Annotated in this window: 26 protein-coding genes; 11 read left to right on the top strand and 15 right to left on the bottom strand. The window is 61.1% G+C overall.

Features of this window, described 5'->3' with window-relative positions; genetic code table 11:
- Positions 1 to 29: 29 nt before the first annotated feature.
- Positions 30 to 1346, bottom strand: coding sequence for a Tol-Pal system beta propeller repeat protein TolB (gene tolB, locus PRZ01_RS03915; protein ID WP_273595459.1), 1317 nt, complete (start codon positions 1344 to 1346; stop codon positions 30 to 32).
- Positions 1347 to 1674: 328 nt separating this feature from the next.
- Between tolB and PRZ01_RS03910 the strand changes: the two genes are divergently transcribed.
- The 3 genes from PRZ01_RS03910 to PRZ01_RS03900 all read left to right on the top strand — a co-directional run bounded on the left by PRZ01_RS03910 (position 1675) and on the right by PRZ01_RS03900 (position 4087).
- The gene (locus tag PRZ01_RS03910; RefSeq protein ID WP_273595458.1) at positions 1675 to 2046 is read left to right on the top strand and encodes a response regulator transcription factor; all 372 of its coding nucleotides are present in this window, start codon (positions 1675 to 1677) and stop codon (positions 2044 to 2046) included.
- Positions 2043 to 2711, top strand: a complete 669-nt coding sequence (locus PRZ01_RS03905) for a hypothetical protein (protein WP_273595457.1) — start codon at positions 2043 to 2045, stop codon at positions 2709 to 2711. The genes PRZ01_RS03910 and PRZ01_RS03905 overlap by 4 nt, the downstream gene beginning before the upstream one ends.
- A gap of 122 nt (positions 2712 to 2833) precedes the next feature.
- Positions 2834 to 4087 (top strand): GGDEF domain-containing protein, encoded by a 1254-nt coding sequence (locus PRZ01_RS03900; RefSeq protein WP_273595456.1) that lies wholly within the window; start codon positions 2834 to 2836, stop codon positions 4085 to 4087.
- Here PRZ01_RS03900 and rng read toward each other — a convergent pair.
- From rng to PRZ01_RS03860, 8 genes are all read right to left on the bottom strand, one after another.
- Entirely contained in the window at positions 4066 to 5553 is a 1488-nt protein-coding gene (rng, locus tag PRZ01_RS03895) for a ribonuclease G (protein ID WP_273595455.1), read from the bottom strand. The two genes, PRZ01_RS03900 and rng, sit on opposite strands and share 22 nt — an antisense overlap.
- A gap of 84 nt (positions 5554 to 5637) precedes the next feature.
- On the bottom strand, positions 5638 to 6276 hold the full coding sequence (locus tag PRZ01_RS03890; RefSeq protein WP_273595454.1) for a Maf family protein: 639 nt from the start codon (positions 6274 to 6276) through the stop codon (positions 5638 to 5640).
- A 75-nt stretch (positions 6277 to 6351) separates the two neighbouring features.
- The gene (rlmH, locus tag PRZ01_RS03885; protein WP_273595453.1) at positions 6352 to 6819 is read right to left on the bottom strand and encodes a 23S rRNA (pseudouridine(1915)-N(3))-methyltransferase RlmH; all 468 of its coding nucleotides are present in this window, start codon (positions 6817 to 6819) and stop codon (positions 6352 to 6354) included.
- 26 nt (positions 6820 to 6845) lie between these two features.
- Positions 6846 to 7625 (bottom strand): ribosome silencing factor, encoded by a 780-nt coding sequence (rsfS, locus tag PRZ01_RS03880; RefSeq protein ID WP_273595452.1) that lies wholly within the window; start codon positions 7623 to 7625, stop codon positions 6846 to 6848.
- Between the two features lie 7 nt (positions 7626 to 7632).
- Complete coding sequence (gene nadD, locus PRZ01_RS03875; RefSeq protein ID WP_273595451.1) at positions 7633 to 8244, bottom strand: nicotinate-nucleotide adenylyltransferase; 612 nt, start codon at positions 8242 to 8244, stop codon at positions 7633 to 7635.
- A gap of 26 nt (positions 8245 to 8270) precedes the next feature.
- A complete protein-coding gene (hemF, locus tag PRZ01_RS03870; protein WP_273595450.1) occupies positions 8271 to 9221 on the bottom strand; it encodes an oxygen-dependent coproporphyrinogen oxidase in 951 nt (316 codons plus the stop codon).
- On the bottom strand, positions 9221 to 10501 hold the full coding sequence (gene purD / locus PRZ01_RS03865; RefSeq protein WP_273595449.1) for a phosphoribosylamine--glycine ligase: 1281 nt from the start codon (positions 10499 to 10501) through the stop codon (positions 9221 to 9223). The genes hemF and purD overlap by 1 nt, the downstream gene beginning before the upstream one ends.
- Positions 10498 to 11223, bottom strand: coding sequence for a YebC/PmpR family DNA-binding transcriptional regulator (locus PRZ01_RS03860; RefSeq protein WP_273595448.1), 726 nt, complete (start codon positions 11221 to 11223; stop codon positions 10498 to 10500). The genes purD and PRZ01_RS03860 overlap by 4 nt, the downstream gene beginning before the upstream one ends.
- Positions 11224 to 11310: 87 nt before the next feature.
- Here PRZ01_RS03860 and PRZ01_RS03855 point away from each other — a divergent pair, with 87 nt between their 5' ends.
- The 5 genes from PRZ01_RS03855 to PRZ01_RS03835 all read left to right on the top strand — a co-directional run bounded on the left by PRZ01_RS03855 (position 11311) and on the right by PRZ01_RS03835 (position 17926).
- Positions 11311 to 12858 (top strand): helicase HerA-like domain-containing protein, encoded by a 1548-nt coding sequence (locus tag PRZ01_RS03855; protein ID WP_273595447.1) that lies wholly within the window; start codon positions 11311 to 11313, stop codon positions 12856 to 12858.
- Positions 12859 to 13081: 223 nt separating this feature from the next.
- Complete coding sequence (locus PRZ01_RS03850) at positions 13082 to 14227, top strand: sensor histidine kinase (protein ID WP_273595446.1); 1146 nt, start codon at positions 13082 to 13084, stop codon at positions 14225 to 14227.
- On the top strand, positions 14224 to 15063 hold the full coding sequence (locus tag PRZ01_RS03845; protein ID WP_273595445.1) for a LytR/AlgR family response regulator transcription factor: 840 nt from the start codon (positions 14224 to 14226) through the stop codon (positions 15061 to 15063). The genes PRZ01_RS03850 and PRZ01_RS03845 overlap by 4 nt, the downstream gene beginning before the upstream one ends.
- 105 nt (positions 15064 to 15168) lie before the next feature.
- Entirely contained in the window at positions 15169 to 15981 is an 813-nt protein-coding gene (locus tag PRZ01_RS03840) for a MipA/OmpV family protein (protein ID WP_273595444.1), read from the top strand.
- 142 nt (positions 15982 to 16123) lie between these two features.
- Positions 16124 to 17926 (top strand): glutamine--tRNA ligase/YqeY domain fusion protein, encoded by a 1803-nt coding sequence (locus tag PRZ01_RS03835; RefSeq protein ID WP_273595443.1) that lies wholly within the window; start codon positions 16124 to 16126, stop codon positions 17924 to 17926.
- Positions 17927 to 18037: 111 nt separating this feature from the next.
- Here PRZ01_RS03835 and PRZ01_RS03830 read toward each other — a convergent pair whose 3' ends face one another.
- The 5 genes from PRZ01_RS03830 to PRZ01_RS03810 all read right to left on the bottom strand — a co-directional run bounded on the left by PRZ01_RS03830 (position 18038) and on the right by PRZ01_RS03810 (position 21839).
- Positions 18038 to 18256 (bottom strand): hypothetical protein, encoded by a 219-nt coding sequence (locus tag PRZ01_RS03830; RefSeq protein ID WP_273595442.1) that lies wholly within the window; start codon positions 18254 to 18256, stop codon positions 18038 to 18040.
- A 215-nt stretch (positions 18257 to 18471) separates the two neighbouring features.
- Entirely contained in the window at positions 18472 to 19899 is a 1428-nt protein-coding gene (dbpA, locus tag PRZ01_RS03825; RefSeq protein WP_273595441.1) for an ATP-dependent RNA helicase DbpA, read from the bottom strand.
- 66 nt (positions 19900 to 19965) lie between these two features.
- Entirely contained in the window at positions 19966 to 20346 is a 381-nt protein-coding gene (locus tag PRZ01_RS03820; RefSeq protein ID WP_273595440.1) for a translation initiation factor Sui1, read from the bottom strand.
- A 21-nt stretch (positions 20347 to 20367) separates the two neighbouring features.
- Positions 20368 to 21318, bottom strand: coding sequence for a tRNA dihydrouridine synthase (locus PRZ01_RS03815; RefSeq protein WP_273595439.1), 951 nt, complete (start codon positions 21316 to 21318; stop codon positions 20368 to 20370).
- Positions 21315 to 21839 carry a M48 metallopeptidase family protein gene (locus PRZ01_RS03810; protein ID WP_273595438.1) on the bottom strand — a complete coding sequence of 175 codons (525 nt, stop codon included), beginning with the start codon at positions 21837 to 21839 and terminating at the stop codon, positions 21315 to 21317. The genes PRZ01_RS03815 and PRZ01_RS03810 overlap by 4 nt, the downstream gene beginning before the upstream one ends.
- A 128-nt stretch (positions 21840 to 21967) precedes the next feature.
- Here PRZ01_RS03810 and PRZ01_RS03805 point away from each other — a divergent pair, with 128 nt between their 5' ends.
- The 3 genes from PRZ01_RS03805 to PRZ01_RS03795 all read left to right on the top strand — a co-directional run bounded on the left by PRZ01_RS03805 (position 21968) and on the right by PRZ01_RS03795 (position 23398).
- Complete coding sequence (locus PRZ01_RS03805; RefSeq protein WP_338111446.1) at positions 21968 to 22297, top strand: 2Fe-2S iron-sulfur cluster-binding protein; 330 nt, start codon at positions 21968 to 21970, stop codon at positions 22295 to 22297.
- 238 nt (positions 22298 to 22535) lie between these two features.
- Complete coding sequence (locus tag PRZ01_RS03800) at positions 22536 to 23126, top strand: 1-acyl-sn-glycerol-3-phosphate acyltransferase (RefSeq protein ID WP_273595437.1); 591 nt, start codon at positions 22536 to 22538, stop codon at positions 23124 to 23126.
- Positions 23123 to 23398 carry a VF530 family protein gene (locus PRZ01_RS03795; protein WP_273595436.1) on the top strand — a complete coding sequence of 92 codons (276 nt, stop codon included), beginning with the start codon at positions 23123 to 23125 and terminating at the stop codon, positions 23396 to 23398. Before PRZ01_RS03800 ends, PRZ01_RS03795 begins: the two co-directional genes overlap by 4 nt.
- Positions 23399 to 23461: 63 nt before the next feature.
- Here the strand turns inward: PRZ01_RS03795 and minE are convergent, their stop codons facing one another.
- Entirely contained in the window at positions 23462 to 23722 is a 261-nt protein-coding gene (gene minE / locus PRZ01_RS03790) for a cell division topological specificity factor MinE (protein WP_273595435.1), read from the bottom strand.
- Positions 23723 to 23729 lie beyond the last annotated feature (7 nt).

Raw genomic sequence — 23729 nt, 5'->3', positions numbered from 1 at the left:
TGGCGTGGTGAGGTAAAGATTATGTAAATTCAACGTGTAAACGGCCCCCAGACCGGCTCACGCACATCCGCAAGGCTGGCAATCAGTTTGGCTTTGATCTTGCCGTCCAGCGTGGTGGTCATCAGTACATCACGGCCACCCACGCGAGTGGCGTAGACCAGCAAGCGGCCATTGGGCGAGAAACTGGGGCTTTCGTCATCCGTCGTATCGCTGATCTGCTGCACCGCACCGCTGGCAAGGTCCATCACGCACAGGCGAAAGATTCCGCCCCCCAGACGGGTGATGAACGCCATGGTTCGTCCGTCGGGACTGATGTCGGGGCTGATGTTGTAGGCCCCGTTGAAGGTCACGCGCTCCGCCGCCCCCCCCGCCAAAGCCATGCGGTAGATCTGTGGGCCACCGCCACGGTCGCTCACAAAGAACAAAGAGCGGCCATCGGGAGAGAACACCGCCTCGGTGTCGATGGCCGAACTTTGCGTCAAGCGCCGCAAGCCGCCGCCATCGCGGTTCATGAGGAACAGTTGTGAGCCCCCGTCGCGCGACAACGTCAGGGCCAGTTGCTGGCCGTCTGGCGAGAAAGCGGGCGAGCTGTTGCTGCCGCGGAAATCGGCCAACACGCGGCGGCGCCCAGTGGACAAATCCTGAATCCAGACCACCGCCTTGCGCGACTCGAAGGACACGTAGGCCAACTCCCGCCCATTGGGCGACCAGGCGGGTGAAATGATGGGGTCCGGGCTCGCCAGCGCAACTTGCCCTCCCTCGCCGTCGGCGTCGGCAATTCGAAGGGCGTAACGCCCCCCGGTCTTGGTGACATAGGCCATGCGGGTCGCAAACACACCGCGCTCGCCTGTCAACTTCTTGTAGATGGCGTCGGCAATGCGATGGGCAGAGAGGCGCACATCCTCGGCGATCACGGCATAGGCCTCACCGCCGAGGTCTTGCCCCTTCACGACGTCCCACAATTTGTAGCGTACGTCGATTCGACCATCGGCTAAACGGGTGGCGGAACCAGCAGCAAGCGCATCGGCATTGCGGGCCCGCCATTCGCTCCAGGTCGGTGTACTGCCTTCAAACAGCCCAGAAGGAGATTCAATGTTGCGGAATTGGCCGCTGCGCTCCAGGTCGGCGCGAATGATGGCGCCAATGGCTTGCCCGCTACGAGATTCATCACGAAAGTCGGGCAAGGCGATCGGAATCTGGCTGCCGCCCACACCCGAAATTTCAACCCGAAACTGGGCCCGTGTCGGCAGGGATACCGCACTCAAGGCCACCGCAGCCGTGTTGGCCACGGCGCCCAGCGCCTTGCGACGCGACATTGGAAAGGTCATGGATTCAAAAATGCTCATGCGTGTTCGTCAAGACTATTAGAGCAGCCGCCCAGCCCGCCTTCATGCAAGAAGGCCTGACTATTCTGCATCAAGGTGTATCGCCTGCAGTGCGCCGCTCGCACTGACGCCCAGGGGCATGCCGCCGCCATGTCCGATTGTCTCCCCCGGTCCCCCATTCCACCCCCTCAAATCAAGGTCGCCCGGCGCCGTTCGCGAAGTAATTTGCCATTTTTACAATTTTTGTTCTTTCTCAAAAATATCATTTCAAGCAAAATTGCGACACCCAAGCCTCACCGCTGAACGCGTCCAAAAGACCCCTTGCAACCCCATTTGAGGCCTATAGCCCATGACAAGTACACCGAAAATTTTGGTCGTTGATGACAGCAAAGTCTCACGCGCCCTGGTCTCCGCCTTGCTGAAGAGTCGACTGCCGTCTGTGCAAATTCTGGAAGCCGGCGATGGCTTGGCGGGCCTCACACTCGCACTGGAAGCACAGCCTTTGCTGGTCATCATGGACATCAACATGCCTGTGATGGACGGCCTTCAAGCCGCCGAACAACTGCACCTCCAAGCCCCACGCATCCGCGTGGCCTTGCTCACCGCCAATGTGCAAGATGCCATGCGCCAAAAGGCCGAAGCCATTCAGGTGCGCCTGTTCAAAAAACCGGTTCGGGCGGAGATCATCGATCAAATACTCGCCCTGCTGGAGACCCCGTGAGAACAAAACTCAACGAACTGGAGCGCGACGCATTGGCCGAGGCGTTCAATCTGGCCGTCGGCGAAGCGGCAGCCTCCTTCGGTGGCATCGTCAACGAAGAAATTCAAGTCACGGTTCCTGAAGTTGAAATCCTCTCCCGCGAGATATTGGTGCGCCGCCTCGTCGACTTGCCGTCCACTCACAACGTCTCACCCAAGCTCTGCAGCATCTCTCAGGCTTTTCACAGCCCGGATATTCAGCTCTCAACGGAGGCACTGCTGCTGTTTCCGGAGCGGAGCGGTTTGGACATCGTGCGCCGCATGCTCGGCGACACCGGCAGTACGGTCGAGCAAGTCAGTGAACTGGAGCAAGACGCGCTGGGGGAAGTCGGCAATATCATTATCAACAGTTGCATGAGCAGCCTGACGCTGATCTTTCGCACTGAAATGATAGGCACGCTGCCCACGGTCGATCGGGTGTCTCCCCAGGACCTGTTCCGCAATCTGGCGCCCGACCACGTCATGTTGGTGGCCCACATTGGCATGTCGATGAGCAGCCAGGACGTAACGGGTTACGTGCTCTTCATGATGGATTTGCCCTCGTTGACCAACGTGATTCAACTGGTGCAACGTTTCTTTGGCTTGCCGGACGAGCCTGGGTCTGCACCCAACGAGGGCGACTCATGAGAAATGCCTTGGAAGCCCTTGAGATCGGCGTAATCGTTCTCGACCACGTCGGGAAAATCGAAGTTTGCAATCGCTGGGTCCGAAACCGCAGCCGTTGTGAATTCCCGGTGCAAGGATTGACCTTGAACCAAGCCTTTGGCGACACCATTGAGCCCCGCCTGCTGCAGGCCTGCGACGAGGCGCTGCGCCTGGGCCGAGCCAGCCGGCTGTCTCACGCCTTTCACCCAAAGCCTCTGCCCTTGTTTGCGCGCGCTGAACCCGCCGCGGAGCGCATTCACCAAATGATCGAAGTACACGCCCTGCGCAACGACTCGGTACGGCAATGCATCTTGCAGATTCGGGACATGTCCGAAATCCTGCGGCGTGAGAACACACTGCGCCAACAAGCCCGCCAATTGGCTGAAGAACTGACACTGGTACAACAGATGCAAGATATCGCCGCGCGGCAGAGTCTTCGTTTTGAAGAAATGGCCCGGTTGGCACCGGTTGGCCTGTTCGAAACCGATTTGCAGGGTCAGTTGACCTACTGCAATGAGCGTGGCTTGGCCATGTTGGGCCTGGAAGCCATCCATGGGCAGGGTGACTTGTGGACCCGCAACCTCTCGCCCGCCATTGCAGAACATTTGCGACAACGCTGGCAGAGCTCCGTCCACACTTCAGACCGCTTGCACGAAGAATTTCAACTGCTCAATGCAGCGGGACAGCATCGATGGTTGCAGTGGGAGGCTGGGGTCATCCATGACGCCAAAGGGCAAGCCATTGGCTTCATCTGCACCTTGATTGACGTCACCGAGTTGCAGCACCGGGCACAACACCATGAACACCGGGCCAATCACGACCCCTTGACCGGCCTGCCCAATCGCGCCCGCTTTGAGCAGCGCCTGCACGCGGCACTTGCCGGCGCCGAGCGGCTGGGGCAGCCACTGGCGGTGGTTTATCTTGACCTGGACGGATTCAAGTTGATCAATGATCAACATGGTCATGCCGCTGGCGACGTGGTGCTGCAGACGGTGGCCGCTCGCATGCAGCAGCAACTCCGGGGGGATGACATGGTTGCTCGGCTGGGTGGCGATGAGTTCGCTTTGTTTCTTGCTGAAACGCCGGCTGAGCACGACCTGAATCGGGTGTTGCACAAGCTTGAGAAAGCTTTGTGCAAGCCAATTCGCGTCCAAACCGACACGGGTGCCCATCAGGTTCAGGTGGGTTGCTCCATGGGGCGCGCCATCTACCCACAGCATGGCACCGCTCTGAGCGAGTTGTTGAACTTCGCCGACAAAGCCATGTATGAAGAAAAAACCAGTCGACGCCACCGGAGTTCGGTGAAGCACATCGCGTCAGAACTGTTGCCGGCCCCTTACATCAGCACAATGTCGTAATGCTCGGTTTGATTGGACGGTTCGGCCGTCAGCGAAATCGGCTTGCCGATGAAATCGGACAAGCCCGCCAAGTGCTGGCTTTCTTCGTCCAGCAACATTTCCACCACATTGGCCGCCGCCACGATGCGGAACTCCTTGGGTGAGAACTGTCGCGCTTCACGCAAAATCTCGCGCAAGATGTCGTAGCAAACCGTGCGCGCTGTTTTGACCTGGCCTCGCCCCTCGCAAGTCGGGCAGGCTTCGCACAGCATGCGCGACAGTGACTCACGGGTGCGTTTGCGGGTCATTTCCACCAAACCCAGTTGGGTGAAGCCACCCAGCGTGACCTTGGTACGGTCGCGACTGAGTTGCTTGCGGAATTCGCTCAACACCGCCGTCTTGTGCTCTTCGCGAGTCATGTCGATGAAGTCAACGATGATGATGCCGCCCAGATTGCGCAAACGCAGTTGGCGCGCAATCGTGCCTGCAGCCTCCAGATTGGTCTTGAAAATGGTGTCATCGAAATTGCGAGCCCCCACAAAGCCGCCGGTATTGACGTCAATCGTGGTCATGGCCTCGGTCTGATCGAAGATCAGATAGCCGCCCGATTTCAAATCAACCCGTCGCGCCATCGCCCGGCCGATCTCGGCGTCGATATTGTTCAAATCAAAGATGGGGCGCTCTCCACGGTACAACTCCAACTTGGCCGTGGCTGCCGGCATGAAGGTTTCGCCAAAGCCATGCAGCACTTCATACTGCAGCTTGGAGTCGATGCGAATCGAGCCCGTTCGCTCATTCACCAAATCGCGCAGCACCCGCTCGACCAAGCTCAGGTCTTGATGCAGCAAACTCGTCGGCGGCGAGTTGAGCGCGCCGTGGCGGATGCGCGCCCAGGCTTTACGCAGGTAAGCGATGTCAGAGGCCAACTCTTCATCCGTGGCGTCTTCAGCATTGGTGCGCAAGATGAAGCCACCGCCGCCGCCCTCGTCCGCTTTACCCACTAACGCCTGCATGCGCTGGCGCAAGGCCTCGCGGTTCTCGGGCGAACCAATTTTCTGAGAGATGCCGATGTGCTCGTCCTGCGGCAAAAACACCAGCATGCGCCCGGCAATGCTGATTTGGGATGACAACCGTGCACCTTTGGTGCCGATAGGGTCCTTGATCACCTGCACTGTCAGGGTCTGCCCCTCGAACAACAGCCGCTCGATGGGCGTCACCACACCAGCGTCCGCATGGTGGCTGCGCGGCTGTGCGGCGGTGCCATTGAGATGCAGATCGGCGACATGAAGAAACGCCGCCCGCTCCAGGCCGATGTCAATGAAGGCCGACTGCATGCCCGGCAGCACTCGCGCCACCTTGCCGGAGTACACATTGCCCACCAAACCGCGCTCCAGGGTGCGCTCGACGTGAAGCTCCTGCACCGCGCCGTTTTCGACCACCGCCACGCGGGTTTCCTGGGGCGTCCAGTTGATCAGAATATCTTCCATGGGCTCTCGACTCTTGAATGCTGTCGACTGCTGCGGCCTGCTCGCGCACCATCACCAGCAGCAGTCGACAGAACTCCACAACGCTCAGAAATGCACGCCCACCTTGCGCAGCAATTGAGCCGTTTCAAACAGGGGGAGCCCCATGATGCCTGAATAGCTTCCTTCAATGCGAGATATCCACGCCGCCGCCTGACTTTGTATGGCATAGGCACCGGCTTTGCCAAAGGGCTCACCGCTTGCGACATAACGCCTGAGCTGCTCGGGATCAATCTCCGAGAAATCGACGGTCGAAACGCTCAGCGCCCGGTATTGCTGGGGCGCAAGTTCACCAAGATGGGCCGCACCCGCCATACCCGCCGCAACCGCGACCGCCGTAATGACCCGGTGGCGCCGGCCTGCCAGCAAGCTCAAGGTTTGCAAAGCCTCGTCAGCATCCAAGGGCTTGCCGAGAATGTGCTGATCCAAGGCCACCGTCGTGTCGCTGCACAGCACGGGTGCCGCAGGCAGGCCTCGGGCGGCCAGGCGGTCCAGCGCAGCCAGCAGCTTGAGTTGCGTCACACGGGCCACATAGGCCTCGGGATCTTCGCCGGGCAGCACCACCTCCAGGCTCTCCGGATCTTCGTCGGTGCCGAGCAGCAAAACCTCGTAACGCACGCCCAACTGATCCAGCAGTTGCCGCCGGCGGGGACTTTGCGAGGCCAGATAGACAAACTCAAAACTCATGGCCATTCCTGCCTTGTCAAATAAACCCAATAGATCCCAACGGGGCCAAATGGGCGCCGCAGCACGCCAGCCCCTTCATTCCCGGTGATAGGGGTGCCCGGTCATTACCGTCCATGCGCGATACAAGCCCTCAGCCAGCAGCACACGGGCAAAGGCATGGGGTAGCGTCAGGTCGGAGAGGCGCAACGTTTCATCGGCCGTGGCTTTGAGCGCTGGTGCCAAGCCATCGGGCCCGCCAATGATCAAAGCGACGTCGCGCCCATCACCCATCCAGACCTTCATGCGCTCAGCCAACTGCATGCTGGTGCGACGGTCACCGCGCTCATCGAGGATGACGCGCCGCACGCCCTTGGGCAAAGCCGCCTCGATGCGCAGCGCCTCAGCGGCCATCAACTGCTCGGCCGTCTTGCTGCCGCGTGTCTCCGCCTTGACGGCCTTCAGCTCCAGGCGCATTTCGGGTGGAAAGCGCTTGGCGAAGTCTTCATACGCGGTGTCAGCCCACGCGGGCTGGCGTTGGCCCACGGCCACCAAATACAAACGCATGGGCTAACTAACGCTGAAGCACAACGTCAACCGCGGGTGGCGGTTTTCTTGGCCGGTGCCTTTTTGGCGGCTGCCGGAGTCTTGGCAGCTACCTTCTTGGCGGCGACCGGCTTGGCAGCCGACTTCACGGCGGGCTTTGCTGCGGGCTTAGTTGCAGATTTGGCGGCCGATTTGGTAGCAGCCTTCTTGGTAGCCGGCTTGGGCTGGCCCACCTTGATGGTCTTGTCGACGGGCGTCTTGACACCCACGGTGCGGGTCACGCCCTTCTTGGCCACCACTTTTTTAGCGGCGGGCTTGGCTTCACCAGTTGCGGCCTTCTTGGGCGCAGCCTTCTTGGCGGGCAGCTTCACCGGGCCTTTCAGGGCTTCTTCCTTGGCGCTGGTGGCGGATGCGGCTTTCTTGGCCGTCGCCTTCTTCTTCGGCGCGTCATCCTCTGAAGCCTTGACCAGCTTGGTCTCGCCATCGGACATTTTCATGTTCACTGGCTTGCCGCCCCAGATTTCTTCCAGGTGGTAATAGTCGCGGATGGACGGTTGCATCACATGCACCACGGCAGCGCCGCAGTCCACGATGATCCACTCGCCGTTTTCTTCGCCCTCACAGCGCAGGACGTCCATCCCGCGCTCCTTGACGGTGACGCGAACGCTGGAGGCCAGCGCCTTGGTCTGGCGGTTGCTGGTGCCCGAGGCGATGATCACGCGCTCGAACAGCGGTGACAGGTGCTCGGTATTGAAGACCACGATGTTCTGGGCCTTCACATCTTCCAAGCCATCGACGATGGCGCGTTGCAACTTACGAATGTCCATTCAGGGTCTACTCACTGTAAAGACGGTGCTGGGCAATATACCCCGCCACCGCGTCGCCCACCAAGGGGCGGATATCCTCAGCGCGCGCCGCCATGTCGCGCACCTGGGTGGATGAAATTTGCATGGCCGGCATGGCCAGCTTCATGATCTTGGCCGGATTGTTCAACAGGTATTCGGCAACTTCGGCAGAAGCCTGAACTTCTTGATCGGCACGTGCCGCGACGGCCACGGTGACTGAGGCCAGCAGTTCGCGCCACTCTCGCCAGGTATGCAGGCGGATGTATTGATCCTGGCCAATCACCAAGAACAAGGATTCTTCCGGATGCGCTGCCAAACGCGAACGCACGGTATCAATGGTGTAGCTGGCGCCATCGCGCACCAACTCGCTGTCGTCCACAATAAAGCGCGCCTCGCCTTGCACCATCAACTCAACCATGGCCCGGCGATGCTCAGGCGAAGCCAAGCCCCGCCCGGTTTTTTGCCAGGGGCGCCCAGCGGGCATCCACAGCAGACGGTCCAGGCCCAGCTGATCCACAGCGCAATGCGCCAGGCTCAAATGAGCGCGATGGACGGGGTCGAAACTACCGCCGAACAAGCCCGTTCGGGATGGCTTTTGCATGCGGTGAAGCCTGTCTGAACCCGGCTTTACAGCCATAGGTGGGTGGCAGGCTCCTGCGCCCAATCGCGTGGGCGCAGGAAGTCGGTGTATAGCTTGGCTTCTTGCGACCCGTCTTCGGGCGACCACTGATAACGCCATTTCACCACGGGCGGCATGGACATCAGGATCGACTCGGTGCGCCCGCCTGACTGCAGGCCAAACAAGGTGCCGCGATCGAACACCAGGTTGAACTCCACGTAGCGCCCCCTTCGGTACGCCTGGAAGTCCCGCTCGCGCTCGGTGTAGGCCAAGCCCTGGCGCCGCTCGACGATGGGCAGATAAGCCGGCACGAACGCATCGCCCACGTCACGCAGCATGGCAAAGGCGGCGTCGAACCCGCCTTGGCTGTCGTCTTTCGAGAAGTCATCGAAGAAGATGCCGCCGATGCCGCGTGGCTCGTTGCGGTGCTTCAAAAAGAAATATTCATCGCACCAGGTCTTGAACTGCGGATACAGCTGTTCGCCGTGCGGCTGCAGGGCTTTTTCGCAGACGCGGTGGAAATGCTGGGCATCGCGCTCGAAACCGTAATACGGTGTCAAGTCCATGCCGCCGCCGAACCACACGACCGGCTCGGCGCCTGTCGGCAACGCCGCAAACATGCGCACATTCATGTGCACCGTGGGCACAAAAGGGTTGTGCGGGTGAATCACCAACGAGACACCCATCGCCTCGAACGGAGCGCCCGCCAGTTCTGGGCGATGCTGTGTGGCCGAAGGCGGCAGCACACGCCCCCGCACATGCGAGAAGTTGACCCCTCCGCGTTCGAACACCGATCCGCCTTCGATCAGGCGCGACAGGCCATCCCCCTCCAGGCGGCTGCCCGGTTCACGGGTCCAGCCGTCGCTGACGAAAGCGTTGCCATCAGCTGCCTCCAGTGCGCTAACGATGCGCTGCTGCAAACCGAGCAGATAGTCGCGAACCTGTTGGGTATCGATCATCAGCGTTTCACCGCGCGATGGCCAATGTCCTGGCGGTACTGCTTGCCGTCGAACTGAATTTTGACGACAGTGTCATAGGCCAGTTGCTGCGCCGTGCGCACCGACTCGCCCAGCGCGGTGACGCACAGCACCCGGCCGCCCGAGCTCAGCAGTTGATCGGCCGCCTTCGCCGTACCGGCGTGGAAGACCATCACGTCTTCGGCATCTGTGGGCAGGCCGGTGATGGCATCGCCCTTGCGCGGCGCGAGCGGATAGCCTTCGGCCGCCAGCACCACGCCCAGCGCGACACGGCGGTCCCATTGCAACTCCACTTGGTCCAGCGTGCCGTCGGTGGCGTGCAGCAGCACCTCCAGCAGATCGCTCTTCAGGCGCATCATGATGGGTTGCGTTTCCGGGTCGCCCATGCGGGTGTTGAACTCCACCGTACGGGGTTGGCCCTGGGCGTCGATCATCAACCCGGCGTACAAGAAACCAGTGAAGGGGATACCGTCGCGTGCCATGCCCTGAATGGTCGGCATGATGATTTCATGCATGGCCTTGGCGTGCACATTGGGCGTCACGACCGGGGCGGGCGAGTAAGCACCCATGCCGCCGGTGTTGGGGCCTTCGTCGCCGTCCTTCAGACGTTTATGGTCCTGGCTGGTCGCCAGGGAAACCACATTCTTGCCGTCGCACAACACGATGAAGCTGGCTTCTTCGCCTTGCAGGAATTGCTCGATGACAACGCGCGCGCCACCCTCGTTGTGGACCACGCCCAGCTTGTTGTCAGCCAAGATCCAGTCGATTGCCTCATGCGCCTCGGCCAGGGTCATGGCAACGACCACGCCCTTGCCCGCCGCGAGGCCATCAGCCTTGATGACGATGGGTGCACCTTGGGCTTCCACATAGGCATGCGCCGCGGCCACGTCGCTGAACACTTCGTAGTCGGCGGTCGGAATGGCGTGGCGCTTCATGAAGGCCTTGGCGAAAGCCTTGCTGGACTCCAACTGCGCCGCGGCCTTGGTGGGACCGAAAATGCGCAGGCCACGGGCGCGAAACTCGTCCACGACCCCAGCGGCCAGAAAGGCCTCGGGGCCAACCACGGTCAGGCCGATCTTGTTTTCAGCGGCAAAGTCGGCCAGCGCCTTCACATCGGTGATCGGCACATTCTTGAGACGCGGGTCCCGCGCCGTGCCGCCATTGCCCGGTGCCACGAACACCTGGCTCACGCGATCTGCCTGTGCCAATTTCCAAGCCAGCGCGTGCTCGCGCCCGCCATTCCCCAAAACCAGAACCTTCATTCGTTGATGCTCGCATTGTGGAAGACGTCTTGCACGTCATCCAGGTCTTCCAGCACGTCGAGCAGCTTTTGCATGCGCGCCGCGTCCTCTCCGGTCAGCTCGACGGTGTTCTCTGCCCGCATGGTCACCTCCGCCATTTCAGGCGTCAAGCCCGCAGCTTCCAGCGCGTTTTTTACCGTCTCAAACTCGGTCGGAGGGGTCAGCACCTCGACGGCACCGTCATCGTCGGTAATCACGTCGTCAGCACCTGCTTCAAGCGCAACCTCCATGATCTTGTCCTCATCGCTGCCCGGTGCGAACACCAGTTGGCCGCAATGCTTGAACTGGAAGGACACCGAGCCGTCAGTGCCCAAATTGCCACCGTGCTTGCTGAAGGCATGCCGCACCTCGGCCACCGTACGGACCTTGTTGTCCGTCATGGTGTCGATGATGATGGCAGCGCCGCCGATGCCGTAACCTTCGTAGCGGATTTCCTCGTAGCTGATGCCGTCGAGGTTGCCCGATGCCTTGTCGATGTTGTACTTGATGCGGTCGGCCGGCATGTTGGCGCCCTTGGCCTTTTCAACCGCCAGACGCAGGCGTGGGTTGTCCTTGACGTCGGGGCCGCCCTGGCGGGCCGCCACCGTGATTTCACGGATGATGCGTGTCCAGATCTTGCCGCGCTTCTCGTCTTGGCGGCCTTTGCGATGCTGAATATTGGCCCATTTGGAATGACCCGCCATAAGGCTAATGCTCCTGCTGCACCGGGCTTCAAAGCCCGGCGTTATGTTGGTTAGACTGCGATTTTAGCTTTGAGCCACACCCTGCCCATGTCCGACCCTATTCTGCTGGCCCGCCGCGACACCATCGAATGCTTTTTGCTGCCCGCGCTGGCCAACCGCCACGGCTTGGTGACGGGAGCCACCGGCACCGGCAAAACCATCAGCCTGCAAACCTTGGCCGAGAACTTCTCGCGGCTTGGCGTGCCTGTCTTCATGGCGGATGTGAAGGGCGACCTGACCGGCATTTCGCAGCCCGGCGCGCCAAATACCAAATTGCTGGCCACCCTGAAAGAGCGCGGCATCGATACCCCGACAGCACAGGCCTGCCCCTGCACCCTGTGGGACGTTTTTGGTGAGCAGGGGCACCCGGTTCGCGCCACCATCTCCGACATGGGCCCCCTGCTACTGGCGCGCATGCTGGCCCTCAACGAAACCCAGCAGGGCGTGTTGCAACTGGTATTCAAGATTGCCGACGACCAAGGCTTGCTGCTGCTGGACCTGAAAGATCTGCGGGCCCTGCTGCAGTACGTGGGCGACAACGCCGCCCAATTCACCACCCGCTACGGCAATGTTTCAGCGGCGAGTATCGGCGCCATCCAGCGTGGCCTGCTGCAGATTGAAACCCAGGGCGGCGACCGCTTCTTTGGCGAACCCATGCTCAATATTGCCGACCTGATGCAAACGGTCGACGGGCAAGGGGTCGTCAACATCCTGGCGGCTGACAAGCTGATGAACGCGCCACGTCTGTATGCCACCTTCTTGCTGTGGCTGTTGTCAGAGTTGTTCGAGCACCTGCCCGAGGTGGGTGATTTGGACCAACCCAAGCTGGTATTTTTCTTCGATGAGGCGCATCTGCTGTTCAAGGACGCCCCAAACGCGCTGGTCGAACGCATCGAGTTGGTGGTGCGGCTGGTTCGCTCCAAAGGGGTGGGCGTCTACTTCGTCACCCAGAACCCGCAAGACATCCCAGACACCGTGCTGGGTCAGTTGGGCAACCGGGTGCAACATGCCCTGCGGGCCTTTACGCCGCGCGACCAAAAAGCAGTCAAGGCGGCGGCAGACACGCTGCGCGCCAACCCGGGTTTGGACATCGCCACGGCCATCACCGAGCTTGCGGTCGGCGAGGCCCTGGTGAGTCTGCTGGACGACAAAGGCCGGCCCAGCGTCACCGAGCGGGTGTTCGTGCTGCCGCCTGGCAGCCAGATCGGCCCCATCTCGCCGGAGCAGCGTCAGACCCTGATCAAAACCTCGCTGGTGGCGGGTGCCTACGAAAAAGCGGTCGATCGGGACTCCGCCTACGAAAAACTCAAAGGTCGGGTCGACGGCAAAGCCGGCCCGGCTGATGCAAGCACAGGAGACCAGCCTCCTCCCGGGGCCACTAGCCCTGCCGGCAATAGCAGCAACAACGTTGGCGGAGGGCTGCTGGACGGATTGAAAGACGTGATGTTTGGCACCACCGGACCACGTGGCGGGCATCACGAAGGCCTGGCTGAGGTGGCCGCCCGGTCGGCCCTGCGCACCATGGGGTCCACCGTAGGCCGAGAAATCATTCGGGGTGTGCTGGGCAGCATTCTGGGCGGCAACCGGCAGCGATAAGCAGGAGGGCCATATTGCCGCAAGTGCGGCAACTGCCCGACAAACTTCGCGCCTGAGCGCTGCAGTTGGCGCCTTCAAGCCTCAACTCCGTCGCCCGGGGCTTGTACGAATCCCGGCTTGCATTGAACATGCCACCTGCATTTCTCACCCCACAGTACAGCCGCCGCAGCAGGTCGCCTGTCTCCAACCCCTTGACCGGCCAACACCTCCCGCCATGACTCTGATGACCGACCTCCCCACCGTCAATTGGCGCCAACGTGCTGCAAGGCAGATAGGTGTGGTGCTGGTCATTGCCTTGGTGCTGAGTGGCGTCATGTCTTTGATGTGGCAGCAGCCCTTTCTCCCGGGCTTTGTCTATTGCCTGTGCATATCGATCAGTTGCTCGAGCATCATTCAGGCCTTCAGCGCGGGCGCCACCCGGGTGGTCAATCGCTATCGGCCGGCCAATCAGCCGCCGGCCATGTGGCCCGGCTGGCCCCTGATGATTGTCTGCCTGATCATCGGCACCACGCTGGGCTATCAGCTGGGTACGATGATCGGCAACCAGTTGACGGGCATCCAGTCACGCGGCATCCACAGCGACAACTGGCGCCAGGCGCTCAGCATGTTGCTGATCTCCTTGGTGCCAGGCGTCACGGTGACCAACTTCTTCGTCAGCCGTGCCCGGCTTCAAGCAGCGCAAGTGCAGGCGCAAACGGCACAACGCATGGCGGCCGAGAACCAGCTGCGCCTGCTCCAGTCGCAACTGGAGCCGCACATGTTGTTCAACACCCTGGCCACCTTGCGCGTCTTGATCGGCTGCGACCCCGCCAAGGCGCAAACCATGTTGGACCAATTGATTGGCTTTCTGCGCGCGACGCTCAATGCATCGCGCGCCAACAGCCACCCGTTGCGTGAAGAATTTGCTCGCTTGCAGGACTATCTGGCCTTGATGCAGCTGCGCATGGGCTCGCGCCTGCAGCCCGTGCTGCTGCTGCCACCCGAATTGGCGGATCTACCGGTGCCGCCCCTGCTGCTTCAACCCCTGGTTGAAAACGCCATCAAGCACGGCCTGGAGCCCAGCATCACCGGGGGTGAATTACGCGTTTGCGCCAGCGTAACCCACCACGTATCCCGGCCCGAACTCTTGCTGCAAGTACAGGATGGCGGGATCGGCATGCAGTTGAAGAAAGTGCCCGATAAAAACAGCAGCTTCGGACTCCACCAAGTACGAGAGCGGCTGAGCACTCAATTTGGCGCCCAGGCCAGCCTGACGATTGCCTCACGCGCGCCGCCGGCAAGCGGTACGCTGGCCACCATTCGCCTGCCCCTGCCCGATCGGCCCTTGTCATCTCCCACACCTTCAGCCTCACCGTCCGAACCGACATGAACACCCCCACCGTCCTGATCGCGGAAGACGAACACCTGCTGGCGGAAAACCTGCGCCAAGAGCTGGCGCACCTGTGGCCGGAGCTGAACGTGGTTGCCATGGCGCCTCACGGGCACGCGGCGGTGCAAATGGCCTTGCAATCGCTGCCCGACATTTGCTTCATGGACATCCGCATGCCCGGAATGACCGGGCTTGAAGCCGCCGCCGCGTTGGCCGATGACTGGCCGCAGAACGGCAAGCCCTTTCCCCTGCTGGTCTTTGTCACGGCCTACGACCAATATGCGCTGCAAGCCTTCGAACACGCGGCGATCGACTATGTGCTCAAGCCGGTGCAGTCCGAGCGATTGGCACAAACCTGCGCACGACTAAAGCAGACCCTGGCCCAGCGCGTGAGCGCACCGCTGCCCGCGATGCAATCGGCCATCGACCAGTTGCGGCAACTGCTGCAAGCCCCTGCACTGCTGGGTGATGCACACTTGGCCCCCACACCCCACACAGCCGCCATGCCTGCCCCCCTGCGCCTGCTGCAGGTTAACGTTGGCAACAGCGTCTTGATGGTGCCCGTCGATCAGGTGATTTATTTCGAAGCAGCCGACAAATACGTGCGCGTATTGACCGCCGACAAAGAGCATCTCATCCGGATTTCGCTGCGGGAGTTGCTACCGCAACTCGACGGCGAGCGATTCTGGCAAGTACACCGCGGCGTGGTGGTGCGCAGCGATGCCATTCAGCGTGCCGTGCGCGACGAGGCGGGCAAGCTGACCCTGCAGCTGCACGGCACCAAGGACAAACTGGCCGTCAGTCGGATGTACGCCCACCTGTTCAAGGGACTGTGACAGGCAGCAGGCCACACCAAGACCGCAAGACCGCAAGCCCGCGCTCAACTCGTCTTTTTACTTGCACAATGCCGCCATTGCAAACTCCAACGAATCGGCCCTTTCATGACCTCGACGATCCGCAACAAGACCCTGCCCATTTCTTTTGCCTTGCTGGCCTGCCTAGGCCTCGCAGCCACCGCACAAGCGCAGTCGTTTGACGCTTACCGCAATTACGGCGCCAAGGTCAATGAAGACGGCGGCACACTGGGCTTGGCAGCGCTGTCGGTCAGCAAATACCGCGGCGCGCAGGACGGCAAGCTGTGGGTGGTGCCGATCCTCGACTACCGCTGGGCCAATGGCTTCTTCGCAGGCGTCCGCAATGGCCTGGGCTATGACTTCTCGCGCAGCGAAGAAACCCAGTACGGCCTTCGCCTGACCGCCGACCTGGGTCGCAAAGAAAGTGACGACAACCACCTGCGCGGTATGGGCGACATCAAGATCCGCCCCGAGATCGGTGGCTTCTACAACCTCGCGCTGAGCCCCAGCCTGCAGCTGACCAGCTCCCTGCGCTATGGCGCGGGCGAACAGCAAAAAGGCTTGCTGCTCGACTTGGGCGTCAGTTATCACATGGCGCTGACGCGCCAATGGGTGCTGGGCATGGGCGCAGGCTTGAGCGTGGCCAACTCAGACTACATGCAAGAGTTCTTCGGCGTCAGCACGGCCCAATCGTTGACCAGCGCCTATGCGGCAACACAAGCCAAGGGCGGGGTGCGCGATGTGCGCGCCAATGTGCTACTGAACTACTACCTCAGCCCAACATCGGGGATTTCTTTTGGCCTGTCTGCCGGCCAGCTGATGGGTGATGCAAAGAACAGCCCGCTGACGCAAAAGAGCAGCACCATGAGCGGCTTGCTGGCCTACAGCCAGCAGTTTTGATTGTCAGGGCGGGCCGGTTGCGGCACCCGGCCCGCTCCCCGATAAAATCACCTGTTCACGCTTTTTGCGCTTGTTGCGCTTCTCGCGCATTTCGCTCATTCCCCAAACTTTCGGGCGGCATTTGGCCGCCTCGCCTCCTCCGATGTCCAAGCCTTCCGAAGACGCCACCGTCAAGCCCAGCAATTTCCTGCGCGCCATCATTGAGCGCGACCTGGAGCAGCAACCCGGGCAGCCTGCGCGTCACTTCGCCGGCACACCGGGCGATGCAGCCCACCATGCCGCAGGCCCGCTGGACCCCGCCAAGATCCGCACCCGGTTTCCGCCCGAGCCCAATGGCTACCTGCACATCGGCCACGCCAAGAGCATTTGCCTGAACTTCGGCCTGGCGCGCGACTACGGTGGCATTTGCCACCTGCGCTTTGACGACACCAATCCTGAAAAAGAAGAGCAGGAATACGTCGACGCCATCAAGGAAATGGTCAGCTGGCTGGGCTGGAATTGGGACGTGACGGATGCCGCGGGCAAGGCCACGCCGCACCTGTTCTACGCCAGCAACTATTTCGACTTTATGTACCGTGCGGCCGAGTATTTGGTGAGCGCCGGCCTGGCTTATGTGGACGAACAAACCCCCGAGGCGATGCGCGCCAATCGCGGCGACTTCAGCACACCCGGCGTCAACAGCCCCTTCCGCGACCGCAGCCCCGCTGAAAACCTGACGCGCCTGCAGGAGATGAAGAACGGCGTCCACCCAGACGGCGCCATGGTGCTGCGCGCCAAGATCGACATGGCCTCGCCCAATATCAATCTGCGCGACCCAGCCCTGTACCGGATTCGCCGCGCCACCCATCACAACACCGGCGACCAGTGGTGCATCTACCCGATGTACACCTTCGCCCACCCGATCGAAGACGCGCTGGAGCGCATCACCCACAGCATCTGCACCCTGGAATTTGAAGACCAGCGCCCCTTCTACGACTGGCTGCTGGGCAAGTTGGCCGAAGGCGGCTTGTTGGCCCAGCCGCTGCCGCACCAATACGAATTCGGGCGCCTGAATTTGAGCTATGTGGTGACCTCCAAGCGCAAGCTGCGCCAGTTGGTGGACGAAGGCCATGTCACCGGCTGGGACGACCCCCGCATGCCGACCCTGGTGGGCATGCGCCGGCGTGGTTACACCCCCGAGAGCATCCGTGCCATGGTGGAAGCAACGGGTGTAACCAAGAGCAATTCATGGCTCGAGTACTCGGTGCTGGACGGCTGCCTGCGCACCGACCTGGAAGGCAAGGCCGCCCGCGCCAGCGCCGTGCTGGACCCCCTCAAGCTCAAGCTGACAAACTGGGCTGAACTGTTTGGCAGCAACGCGCACCGTGAAGCCTGCAGCGCCCCGGCCCACCCGCATCACCCCGAGATGGGCCTGCGCCAGTTCAGCCTGGGCCCCGAGGTTTGGGTCGAACAAGAAGACTTCATGGAAGTGCCCAGCAAGGGCTACCACCGCCTCTTCCCGGGCAACAAGACCCGTCTGAAATACGGCTATGTGATCGAGTGCACGGGCTGCGAGAAAGACGCCGACGGCAAAGTCACCGCCGTGCTCGCCACCGTGGTGCCAGACACCAAGAGCGGCACCCCTGGCGCGGACAGCGTCAAGGTCAAAGGGGTGATCACGTGGGTAGGCGCCCATGAGGCGGTTGCCGCCGAGTTGCGTCTGTATGACCGTCTGTTCACCGCGGCCCAACCGGGCGCGGGCGATACCGACTTCATTCAAGAACTGAACCCTGCCAGCTGCAAGGTAGTCACCGGCTATCTGGAGCCCTCACTGAACAACTGGCCTGCCGGCTTGCAGGTGCAATTCGAGCGGCACGGCTATTTCGTCAGCGACAACGTCGACCATCTGGCCCGCCAACCCGTGTTCAACAAGATCACCGGGCTGCGCGACGGCTGGGGCAAGTAAGACTTGTCATCCTGGGTTCTCTCGCTTGAAGCGGGAGAACCAACGTCAACGTCAACGCCAACGATCAAGCACCAAGCCGAACCGAAGGGTTCGGCTTTTTCTTTGGGCGATTCAGGCGCCGCAAGCCTGCACGTGCGGCGCGGCGTATTCACGCCCCACCACCGCTCGGGCGAACAGATAGTTCTCAAGTGCCTTCTCGCTCAATGCGTCGAGCTGCACGATGCCACTTGAATTGCAAGGAAAGGCCAAGGCCTTGCCGGTGTGGAACAGAGATTGGAACCGCAACTCAAACTGGCTGGTACTCGGGTCTTGCTTCGTTACAGTGTTCATCAAAGTGTTCATGACCTTCTCCCACGTTGCAGACATGTTCAATGCCTGCATGCTCCAAGACTAGGCCCCAATTGAGGGGTGCACCATGTGCATACGTCTCGAAATAACGTCGGAGAAGGCCTTACGGTGGACTAGGAATCAGGATGACATCAATTTGTCACGAATTGGGTACCCGAGGGCCAAAAACAACAGCTGCCATCAAGAATTGAGCACTGTCAGGCCAACTCACCCAGGTCCGCCATGCGGCGAACCTTGACCTTGCGCCCTTTGAGCTTGCCGTTGCTGAGGCGTTTGACGGCCTCGCGCGCGATGTCCCGCGCCACAGCGACATAACTGTGAAATTCAGTGATATTGATCTTGCCGATCTGCTCGGACTTGAAGCCCGCTTCACCGGTCAAGGCACCCAAAATATCGCCAGGGCGGATCTTCTCCTTGCGGCCGCCAAGAATCTGCAAGGTGTCCATGGGCGGCAACAAGAGCCCCCCCGGCGCGGGTGTCAGGTCTTCTAGCTTTTGCCACTTGAATTCGCGGCCCAACATCTGCTCGATGCGGCCCACACGGCCCATTTCATCGAGGCTGGCCAGACTCAAGGCCAGGCCCTCAGCGCCAGCCCGGCCGGTGCGGCCGATGCGGTGCACATGCACCTCCATATCGGGGGTCATGTCGACGTTGATCACGCATTCCAGCTGCGCAATATCGAGCCCGCGCGCGGCCACGTCCGTGGCCACCAACACCGAGCAGCTGCGGTTGGCAAACTGGATCAGCACCTGGTCCCGGTCACGCTGCTCCAGGTCGCCATGCAAGGCCATGGCAATCAAGCCCTGGCCTTGCAACACATCGACCAGATCGCGGCATTGCTGCTTGGTATTGCAAAAGGCGATCGTGCTGGCCGGCCGAAAATGCGCCAGCAACTGCGATACGGCATGCAGGCGCTGATCTTCCCGCACCTCAAACGCCAACTGACGAATCTGCGCAGGGGCCTGCGTCGCGGCTGAGGCCGAGAGCTTGACCTCCTTGGGCTCACGCATGAATTGCGCGCTCAAGCTCGCAATGCCTTCCGGATACGTGGCCGAGAACAACAAGGTCTGACGTTTTTTGGGCGCTTGCTTGGCCACCGTGGCGATGTCGTCGAAGAAGCCCATGTCCAGCATGCGATCGGCCTCGTCAAGCACCAGCGTGTTCAATGCTTTCAGGTTGAGGCTGCCTCGCTCCAGATGGTCCATCACCCGGCCCGGTGTGCCCACGGCGATATGGCAGCCAAAACCGAGGCTGTCCATTTGCGGCTTCATCGGCGTACCGCCACACAAGGTAAGAATCTTGATGTTGTCGGCAGCACGCGCCAAGCGCCGCAGCTCTTGCGTCACTTGGTCGGCCAACTCGCGCGTCGGGCACAGCACCAGGGCCTGCACATCAAAACGACTGGCATCCAGGCGATGCAACAAAGACAGGGCGAAGGCCGCCGTCTTGCCGCTGCCCGTCTGGGCTTGAGCGATCAGGTCATGGCCCTCCAGGGCCAAGGGCAGCGCGGCCGCCTGGATGGGCGTCATCTGGCTGTAGCCCAGTTGCTCCAGGTTGGTCAGCATGGCCGCGCTCAAAGGGAGTGCGGCGAAGGCGAGTTTGTCGTTCGAAGGGGTGGCGTTCATCGCGGGATTATCCCAGGGTGTGGCGTTCTGCCCCACTGCACCGCAAAACCGTGAAAAAAGTCTCCGTTAACCGCCCGCTTGCTTGACCGTCCAACTGCCCTTCTTCTTCAACAATTCGATGACCCGCTCGCGATGGTCGCCTTGCACTTCGATGACGCCGTCTTTGACCGTACCGCCCGAGCCGCAAGCGGCCTTGAGCTCCTTGCCCAGGGCGATCAGTGCGGGTTCATCCAAAGGCACGCCCTTGACCAGGGTGACGCCTTTGCCGGCTCGCCCCTTGGTCTCGCGAGAGACTCGGACGATGCCATCGCCCTTGGGCAAAACCGGGCGCCCGCAACGGCAATCGGCCTTGGCTTGGCGACACGTCGGGCAAGTACGCCCGACTTCGGTGGAGTAGACCAAGCTGCTCAAAGACGCCAGGCCGGACACGGATTTACTGGATTTCATGGCCGCGTATTTTCCTTGGTTTCAGGCGAGCAATGCGTCGGGCAGTGCACCGAACAGTTGCTGGTGCAGGTCTTCCGGCGAATTGACCGTGCGCAAGCGCAGGTAGGCCTCACCTGCTTCCGGATAGTGCCGTCGCAGATAGTTCAACCACTGCTTGAGACGCCCTGCTTGGTGGCGATGAGCGACATGGTGCTGAACCGCCTTGAAGAAATCGCGCATCACCAGCAGCAATTGTGTCCAGGGCAAAGGCGCAGCCTCCGGTGCACGAATGGCCCAGGCCAACCCGGGATTTGCCACCATCCCTCGCCCCAACATCAAGTCAGGACAAGCGCTTTGCGCCTGGCAGTTGGCGGCATCCGCAGCGGTCCAGATTTCGCCGTTGGCCACCACCGGCACCGCCAGTTGGGCCCGCACGGCTGCGATGCGGTCCCAGTAGGCGGGCGGCTTGTAGCCATCCGCCTTGGTCCGGGCGTGGATCACCAGCTCTTCGGCTCCCGCGTCCACCATGGCCTGCGCGCATTCAAGCGTTTTTGAGTCGTCCATATAGCCCAGGCGCATCTTGGCCGACAAGGGCATGCCAGCCGGCATGGCACGGCGCACCGCCGCCACGATGGCGTAGATCAACTCGGGCTCGTCCAGCAAGACCGCGCCGCCACGGTGCCGATTCACGCATTTGGCAGGGCAGCCAAAATTGAGGTCGATGCCTTCGGGCCTCAGCGCGGCCAACTTCGCAGCGTTTTCGGCCATGCACACCGGGTCAGAGCCCAGCAGCTGCGCGCGCACGGGCACGCCGGCTGCCGTCATGCCACCGGTCAGCAGTTCTGGCACGATGCGGGTGAAAACGCGATCCGGCATCAGCATGTCGGTGATGCGAATGAACTCGGACACGCAGCGATCAATGCCGCCCACCCGCGTCAGCGCGTCCCGCAACATGTGGTCCAGCAAGCCCTCCATGGGCGCCAGCAAAATCATGGCGCGACCTCGCTGGCCTGCAGGTCCAATGGCTTCAGATCCAGGTGCGTCAGGTACAGGCGCAGGTCAAATTCCAACTGGCCATAGTTCGGCGCCATGTGATGGCACAACTGGTAAAACGCCTTGTTGTGATCCAGCTCCTTGATGTGCGCAAGTTCATGAACAACGATCATTTTCAAGAACTCGGCGGGCGCCTCGCGAAAGAGCGTGGCCACGCGGATCTCGCGCTTAGACTTGAGCTTGCTCCCCTGCACACGTGACGCCCGCGTGTGAGTGCCCAAAGCGTGCTGCACCACCTTCAACTTGGCGTCAAAACACACTTTGGACAAGGGCTCCGCATTGCGCAGGTAGCGCTGCTTGAACGATTGCACATAGTCGAACAAAGCCGAATCACTGCGAACTGCATGCGCCTCCGGATAGCGGCGCGCTAACACCTCACCCAAGCGGCCCGCTTCGATCAATTGGTGCACCTGGGCCTGCAGCTCCGGCGAATAGCCATTGAGGTACTTCAAGGGAGTCACGACAGCGCCAACCATCCAAGGTTCAAGAAAAATGCTTCACCGCCCCGCAACGGCGGGGCAGCCCAACCTTTGATTGTCGGTGATCATCGCCCTGCCCGAAAAAATCGCCCCCTCCACCAGCCTCATCCATGGGCGCCGACAATATCCATTTCACCACCACCCGTTCGATGTCTGAAGAATTCAAGGCCCCGCTGCAGGTACAAATCGAAGGCAAATACACGGCCCGCTTCAGTGCCAGCCCTGGCGAACCGTTGCTGCAGAGCGCCCTGAATGCCGGCGTTGAGCTACCCCGTTCCTGTCGCAACGGCACCTGCCGGGCCTGTTTGTGCCATCTGACCCTGGGCCTGATCGAGTACCGCATTGACTGGCCGGGCCTCTCCCGCGAAGAGAAGGCGGAGGGCTGTGTACTGCCGTGCGTGGCCTTGCCCCGCACCGATGTTGTGCTGCGTTATGACTGACCACAAGGGCATGAAGCAAGCGAGTGACGCAAGCGGCGTACCGCATCAAATCCACAGCAACTGTGGACAAGTCCGTGCATAGCCTGAGCACGCGCCCGCTAAGTGATTGAAACGCAAGGCAGATTGCTGGATTGCACCAAAATCAGGCAATTGCTCAGGCCACCAGCGAGGCGCGGGATAATCGCCCGACACGAAAGGTCGCTTCGAACTTTTTTTCCTGCCACTCACCCGGCTCAACATGCACAGAACCATATTCACAACGCCCGTCGTCAACACGATGCTGCGCGCTTTTTCGATCGGCTTTCTCAAACTGACCGGCTGGAAAATCGAAGGACAACTGACCCCCGACCAGCACAAGAGCGTGCTGATTGCTGCCCCCCACACCAGCAACTGGGACCTGCCCTACACCTTGATGGTGGCCTTCGCCTTGCGGCTGAACATTTACTGGATGGGCAAACAGGAGATCTTCCGCTTTCCGTTTGGCGGCATCATGCGCTGGCTGGGCGGCATTGAAGTGAACCGTGCGCAGTCCAGCAATCTGGTGGCGGCCTCGGCTGAGGCCTTGAAAGCGGCGGACGGTCCGGTGCAACTCATCGTGCCGCCCGAAGGCACACGCCGCAAGACACGCTACTGGAAAACCGGCTTCTACTGGATCGCCCACACCGCGCAGGTGCCGCTGGTCATGGCCTATATGGACTATGAGCGCAAGCTCAGCGGCTTGGGCCCGCAATTCAACCCCACGGGAGACATTGAAGCCGACATGCTGAACATCAAATCGTTCTACGCGCAATTCAAGGGCAAGAACTGGCGCCAGTTCGACCACGAATGAGCGCCGCTGACAAAGCTTCAAAAAGCAGCACGGGCAACAAAGACCCGATGCATGGCCTGACACTGGAGGCCATGGTCACCGCTTTGGCTGATTTTTATGGCTGGGAAGAACTGGGGCAGCGCATTGCCATTCGCTGCTTTCAAAGCGACCCCAGCGTGGCTTCCAGCCTGAAATTTTTGCGCAAAACCCCGTGGGCGCGCGCCAAGGTCGAGGGCCTCTACTTGTTCACCTTGCGGGAGCAGGCCCGCCAGCGCCAGCAACGCGGCGCCTGAGACGGTACGGCCTCAGGCAGGCAAATAAGCAAAAAAGGGTCAGGTTTTGCCTGACCCTTTATTTCAGCGTGCCGACTCGGGCAGCTCGATCTTCACTTCAAGCACTTCCAGATCGCCTTCGTGCTCAACCGTGACCTTGAGGTCGTTCGGATTGATGTTGACGTATTTGGAGATCACCGCCACCAACTCACGCTGCAACTGAGGCAGGTAATCGGGCTTGGCGCTGCGGCCATTGCGCTCATGCGCCAGGATGAGCTGCAGACGCTCCTTGGCGACGCTGGCGGTGCTTTTTTTCTCGCCCAAGAAGAAACTCAGGAATCCCATCTCAGCC

It is taken from the genome of Roseateles koreensis, assembly GCF_028595305.1.
Lineage (GTDB): Bacteria > Pseudomonadota > Gammaproteobacteria > Burkholderiales > Burkholderiaceae_C > Paucibacter_A > Paucibacter_A koreensis.
Note: the sequence above shows the minus strand (reverse complement) of the source record. Positions and strands in the feature narration are given on the sequence as shown.

Coding starts and splice junctions, on each gene's coding strand:
- PRZ01_RS03840 (WP_273595444.1), top strand. CDS start 15,169: ATGACCTCGACGATCCGCAACAAGACCCTGCCCATTTCTTTTGCCTTG.
- PRZ01_RS03850 (WP_273595446.1), top strand. CDS start 13,082: ATGACCGACCTCCCCACCGTCAATTGGCGCCAACGTGCTGCAAGGCAG.
- PRZ01_RS03860 (WP_273595448.1), bottom strand. CDS start 11,223: ATGGCGGGTCATTCCAAATGGGCCAATATTCAGCATCGCAAAGGCCGC.
- PRZ01_RS03910 (WP_273595458.1), top strand. CDS start 1,675: ATGACAAGTACACCGAAAATTTTGGTCGTTGATGACAGCAAAGTCTCA.
- PRZ01_RS03855 (WP_273595447.1), top strand. CDS start 11,311: ATGTCCGACCCTATTCTGCTGGCCCGCCGCGACACCATCGAATGCTTT.
- PRZ01_RS03890 (WP_273595454.1), bottom strand. CDS start 6,276: ATGAGTTTTGAGTTTGTCTATCTGGCCTCGCAAAGTCCCCGCCGGCGG.
- rlmH (WP_273595453.1), bottom strand. CDS start 6,819: ATGCGTTTGTATTTGGTGGCCGTGGGCCAACGCCAGCCCGCGTGGGCT.
- tolB (WP_273595459.1), bottom strand. CDS start 1,346: ATGAGCATTTTTGAATCCATGACCTTTCCAATGTCGCGTCGCAAGGCG.
- PRZ01_RS03795 (WP_273595436.1), top strand. CDS start 23,123: ATGAGCGCCGCTGACAAAGCTTCAAAAAGCAGCACGGGCAACAAAGAC.
- dbpA (WP_273595441.1), bottom strand. CDS start 19,899: ATGAACGCCACCCCTTCGAACGACAAACTCGCCTTCGCCGCACTCCCT.
- minE (WP_273595435.1), bottom strand. CDS start 23,722: ATGGGATTCCTGAGTTTCTTCTTGGGCGAGAAAAAAAGCACCGCCAGC.
- PRZ01_RS03845 (WP_273595445.1), top strand. CDS start 14,224: ATGAACACCCCCACCGTCCTGATCGCGGAAGACGAACACCTGCTGGCG.
- hemF (WP_273595450.1), bottom strand. CDS start 9,221: ATGATCGATACCCAACAGGTTCGCGACTATCTGCTCGGTTTGCAGCAG.
- purD (WP_273595449.1), bottom strand. CDS start 10,501: ATGAAGGTTCTGGTTTTGGGGAATGGCGGGCGCGAGCACGCGCTGGCT.
- PRZ01_RS03835 (WP_273595443.1), top strand. CDS start 16,124: ATGTCCAAGCCTTCCGAAGACGCCACCGTCAAGCCCAGCAATTTCCTG.
- PRZ01_RS03815 (WP_273595439.1), bottom strand. CDS start 21,318: ATGATTTTGCTGGCGCCCATGGAGGGCTTGCTGGACCACATGTTGCGG.
- rng (WP_273595455.1), bottom strand. CDS start 5,553: ATGGAAGATATTCTGATCAACTGGACGCCCCAGGAAACCCGCGTGGCG.
- PRZ01_RS03820 (WP_273595440.1), bottom strand. CDS start 20,346: ATGAAATCCAGTAAATCCGTGTCCGGCCTGGCGTCTTTGAGCAGCTTG.
- PRZ01_RS03800 (WP_273595437.1), top strand. CDS start 22,536: ATGCACAGAACCATATTCACAACGCCCGTCGTCAACACGATGCTGCGC.
- PRZ01_RS03830 (WP_273595442.1), bottom strand. CDS start 18,256: ATGAACACTGTAACGAAGCAAGACCCGAGTACCAGCCAGTTTGAGTTG.
- nadD (WP_273595451.1), bottom strand. CDS start 8,244: ATGCAAAAGCCATCCCGAACGGGCTTGTTCGGCGGTAGTTTCGACCCC.
- rsfS (WP_273595452.1), bottom strand. CDS start 7,625: ATGGACATTCGTAAGTTGCAACGCGCCATCGTCGATGGCTTGGAAGAT.
- PRZ01_RS03805 (WP_338111446.1), top strand. CDS start 21,968: ATGGGCGCCGACAATATCCATTTCACCACCACCCGTTCGATGTCTGAA.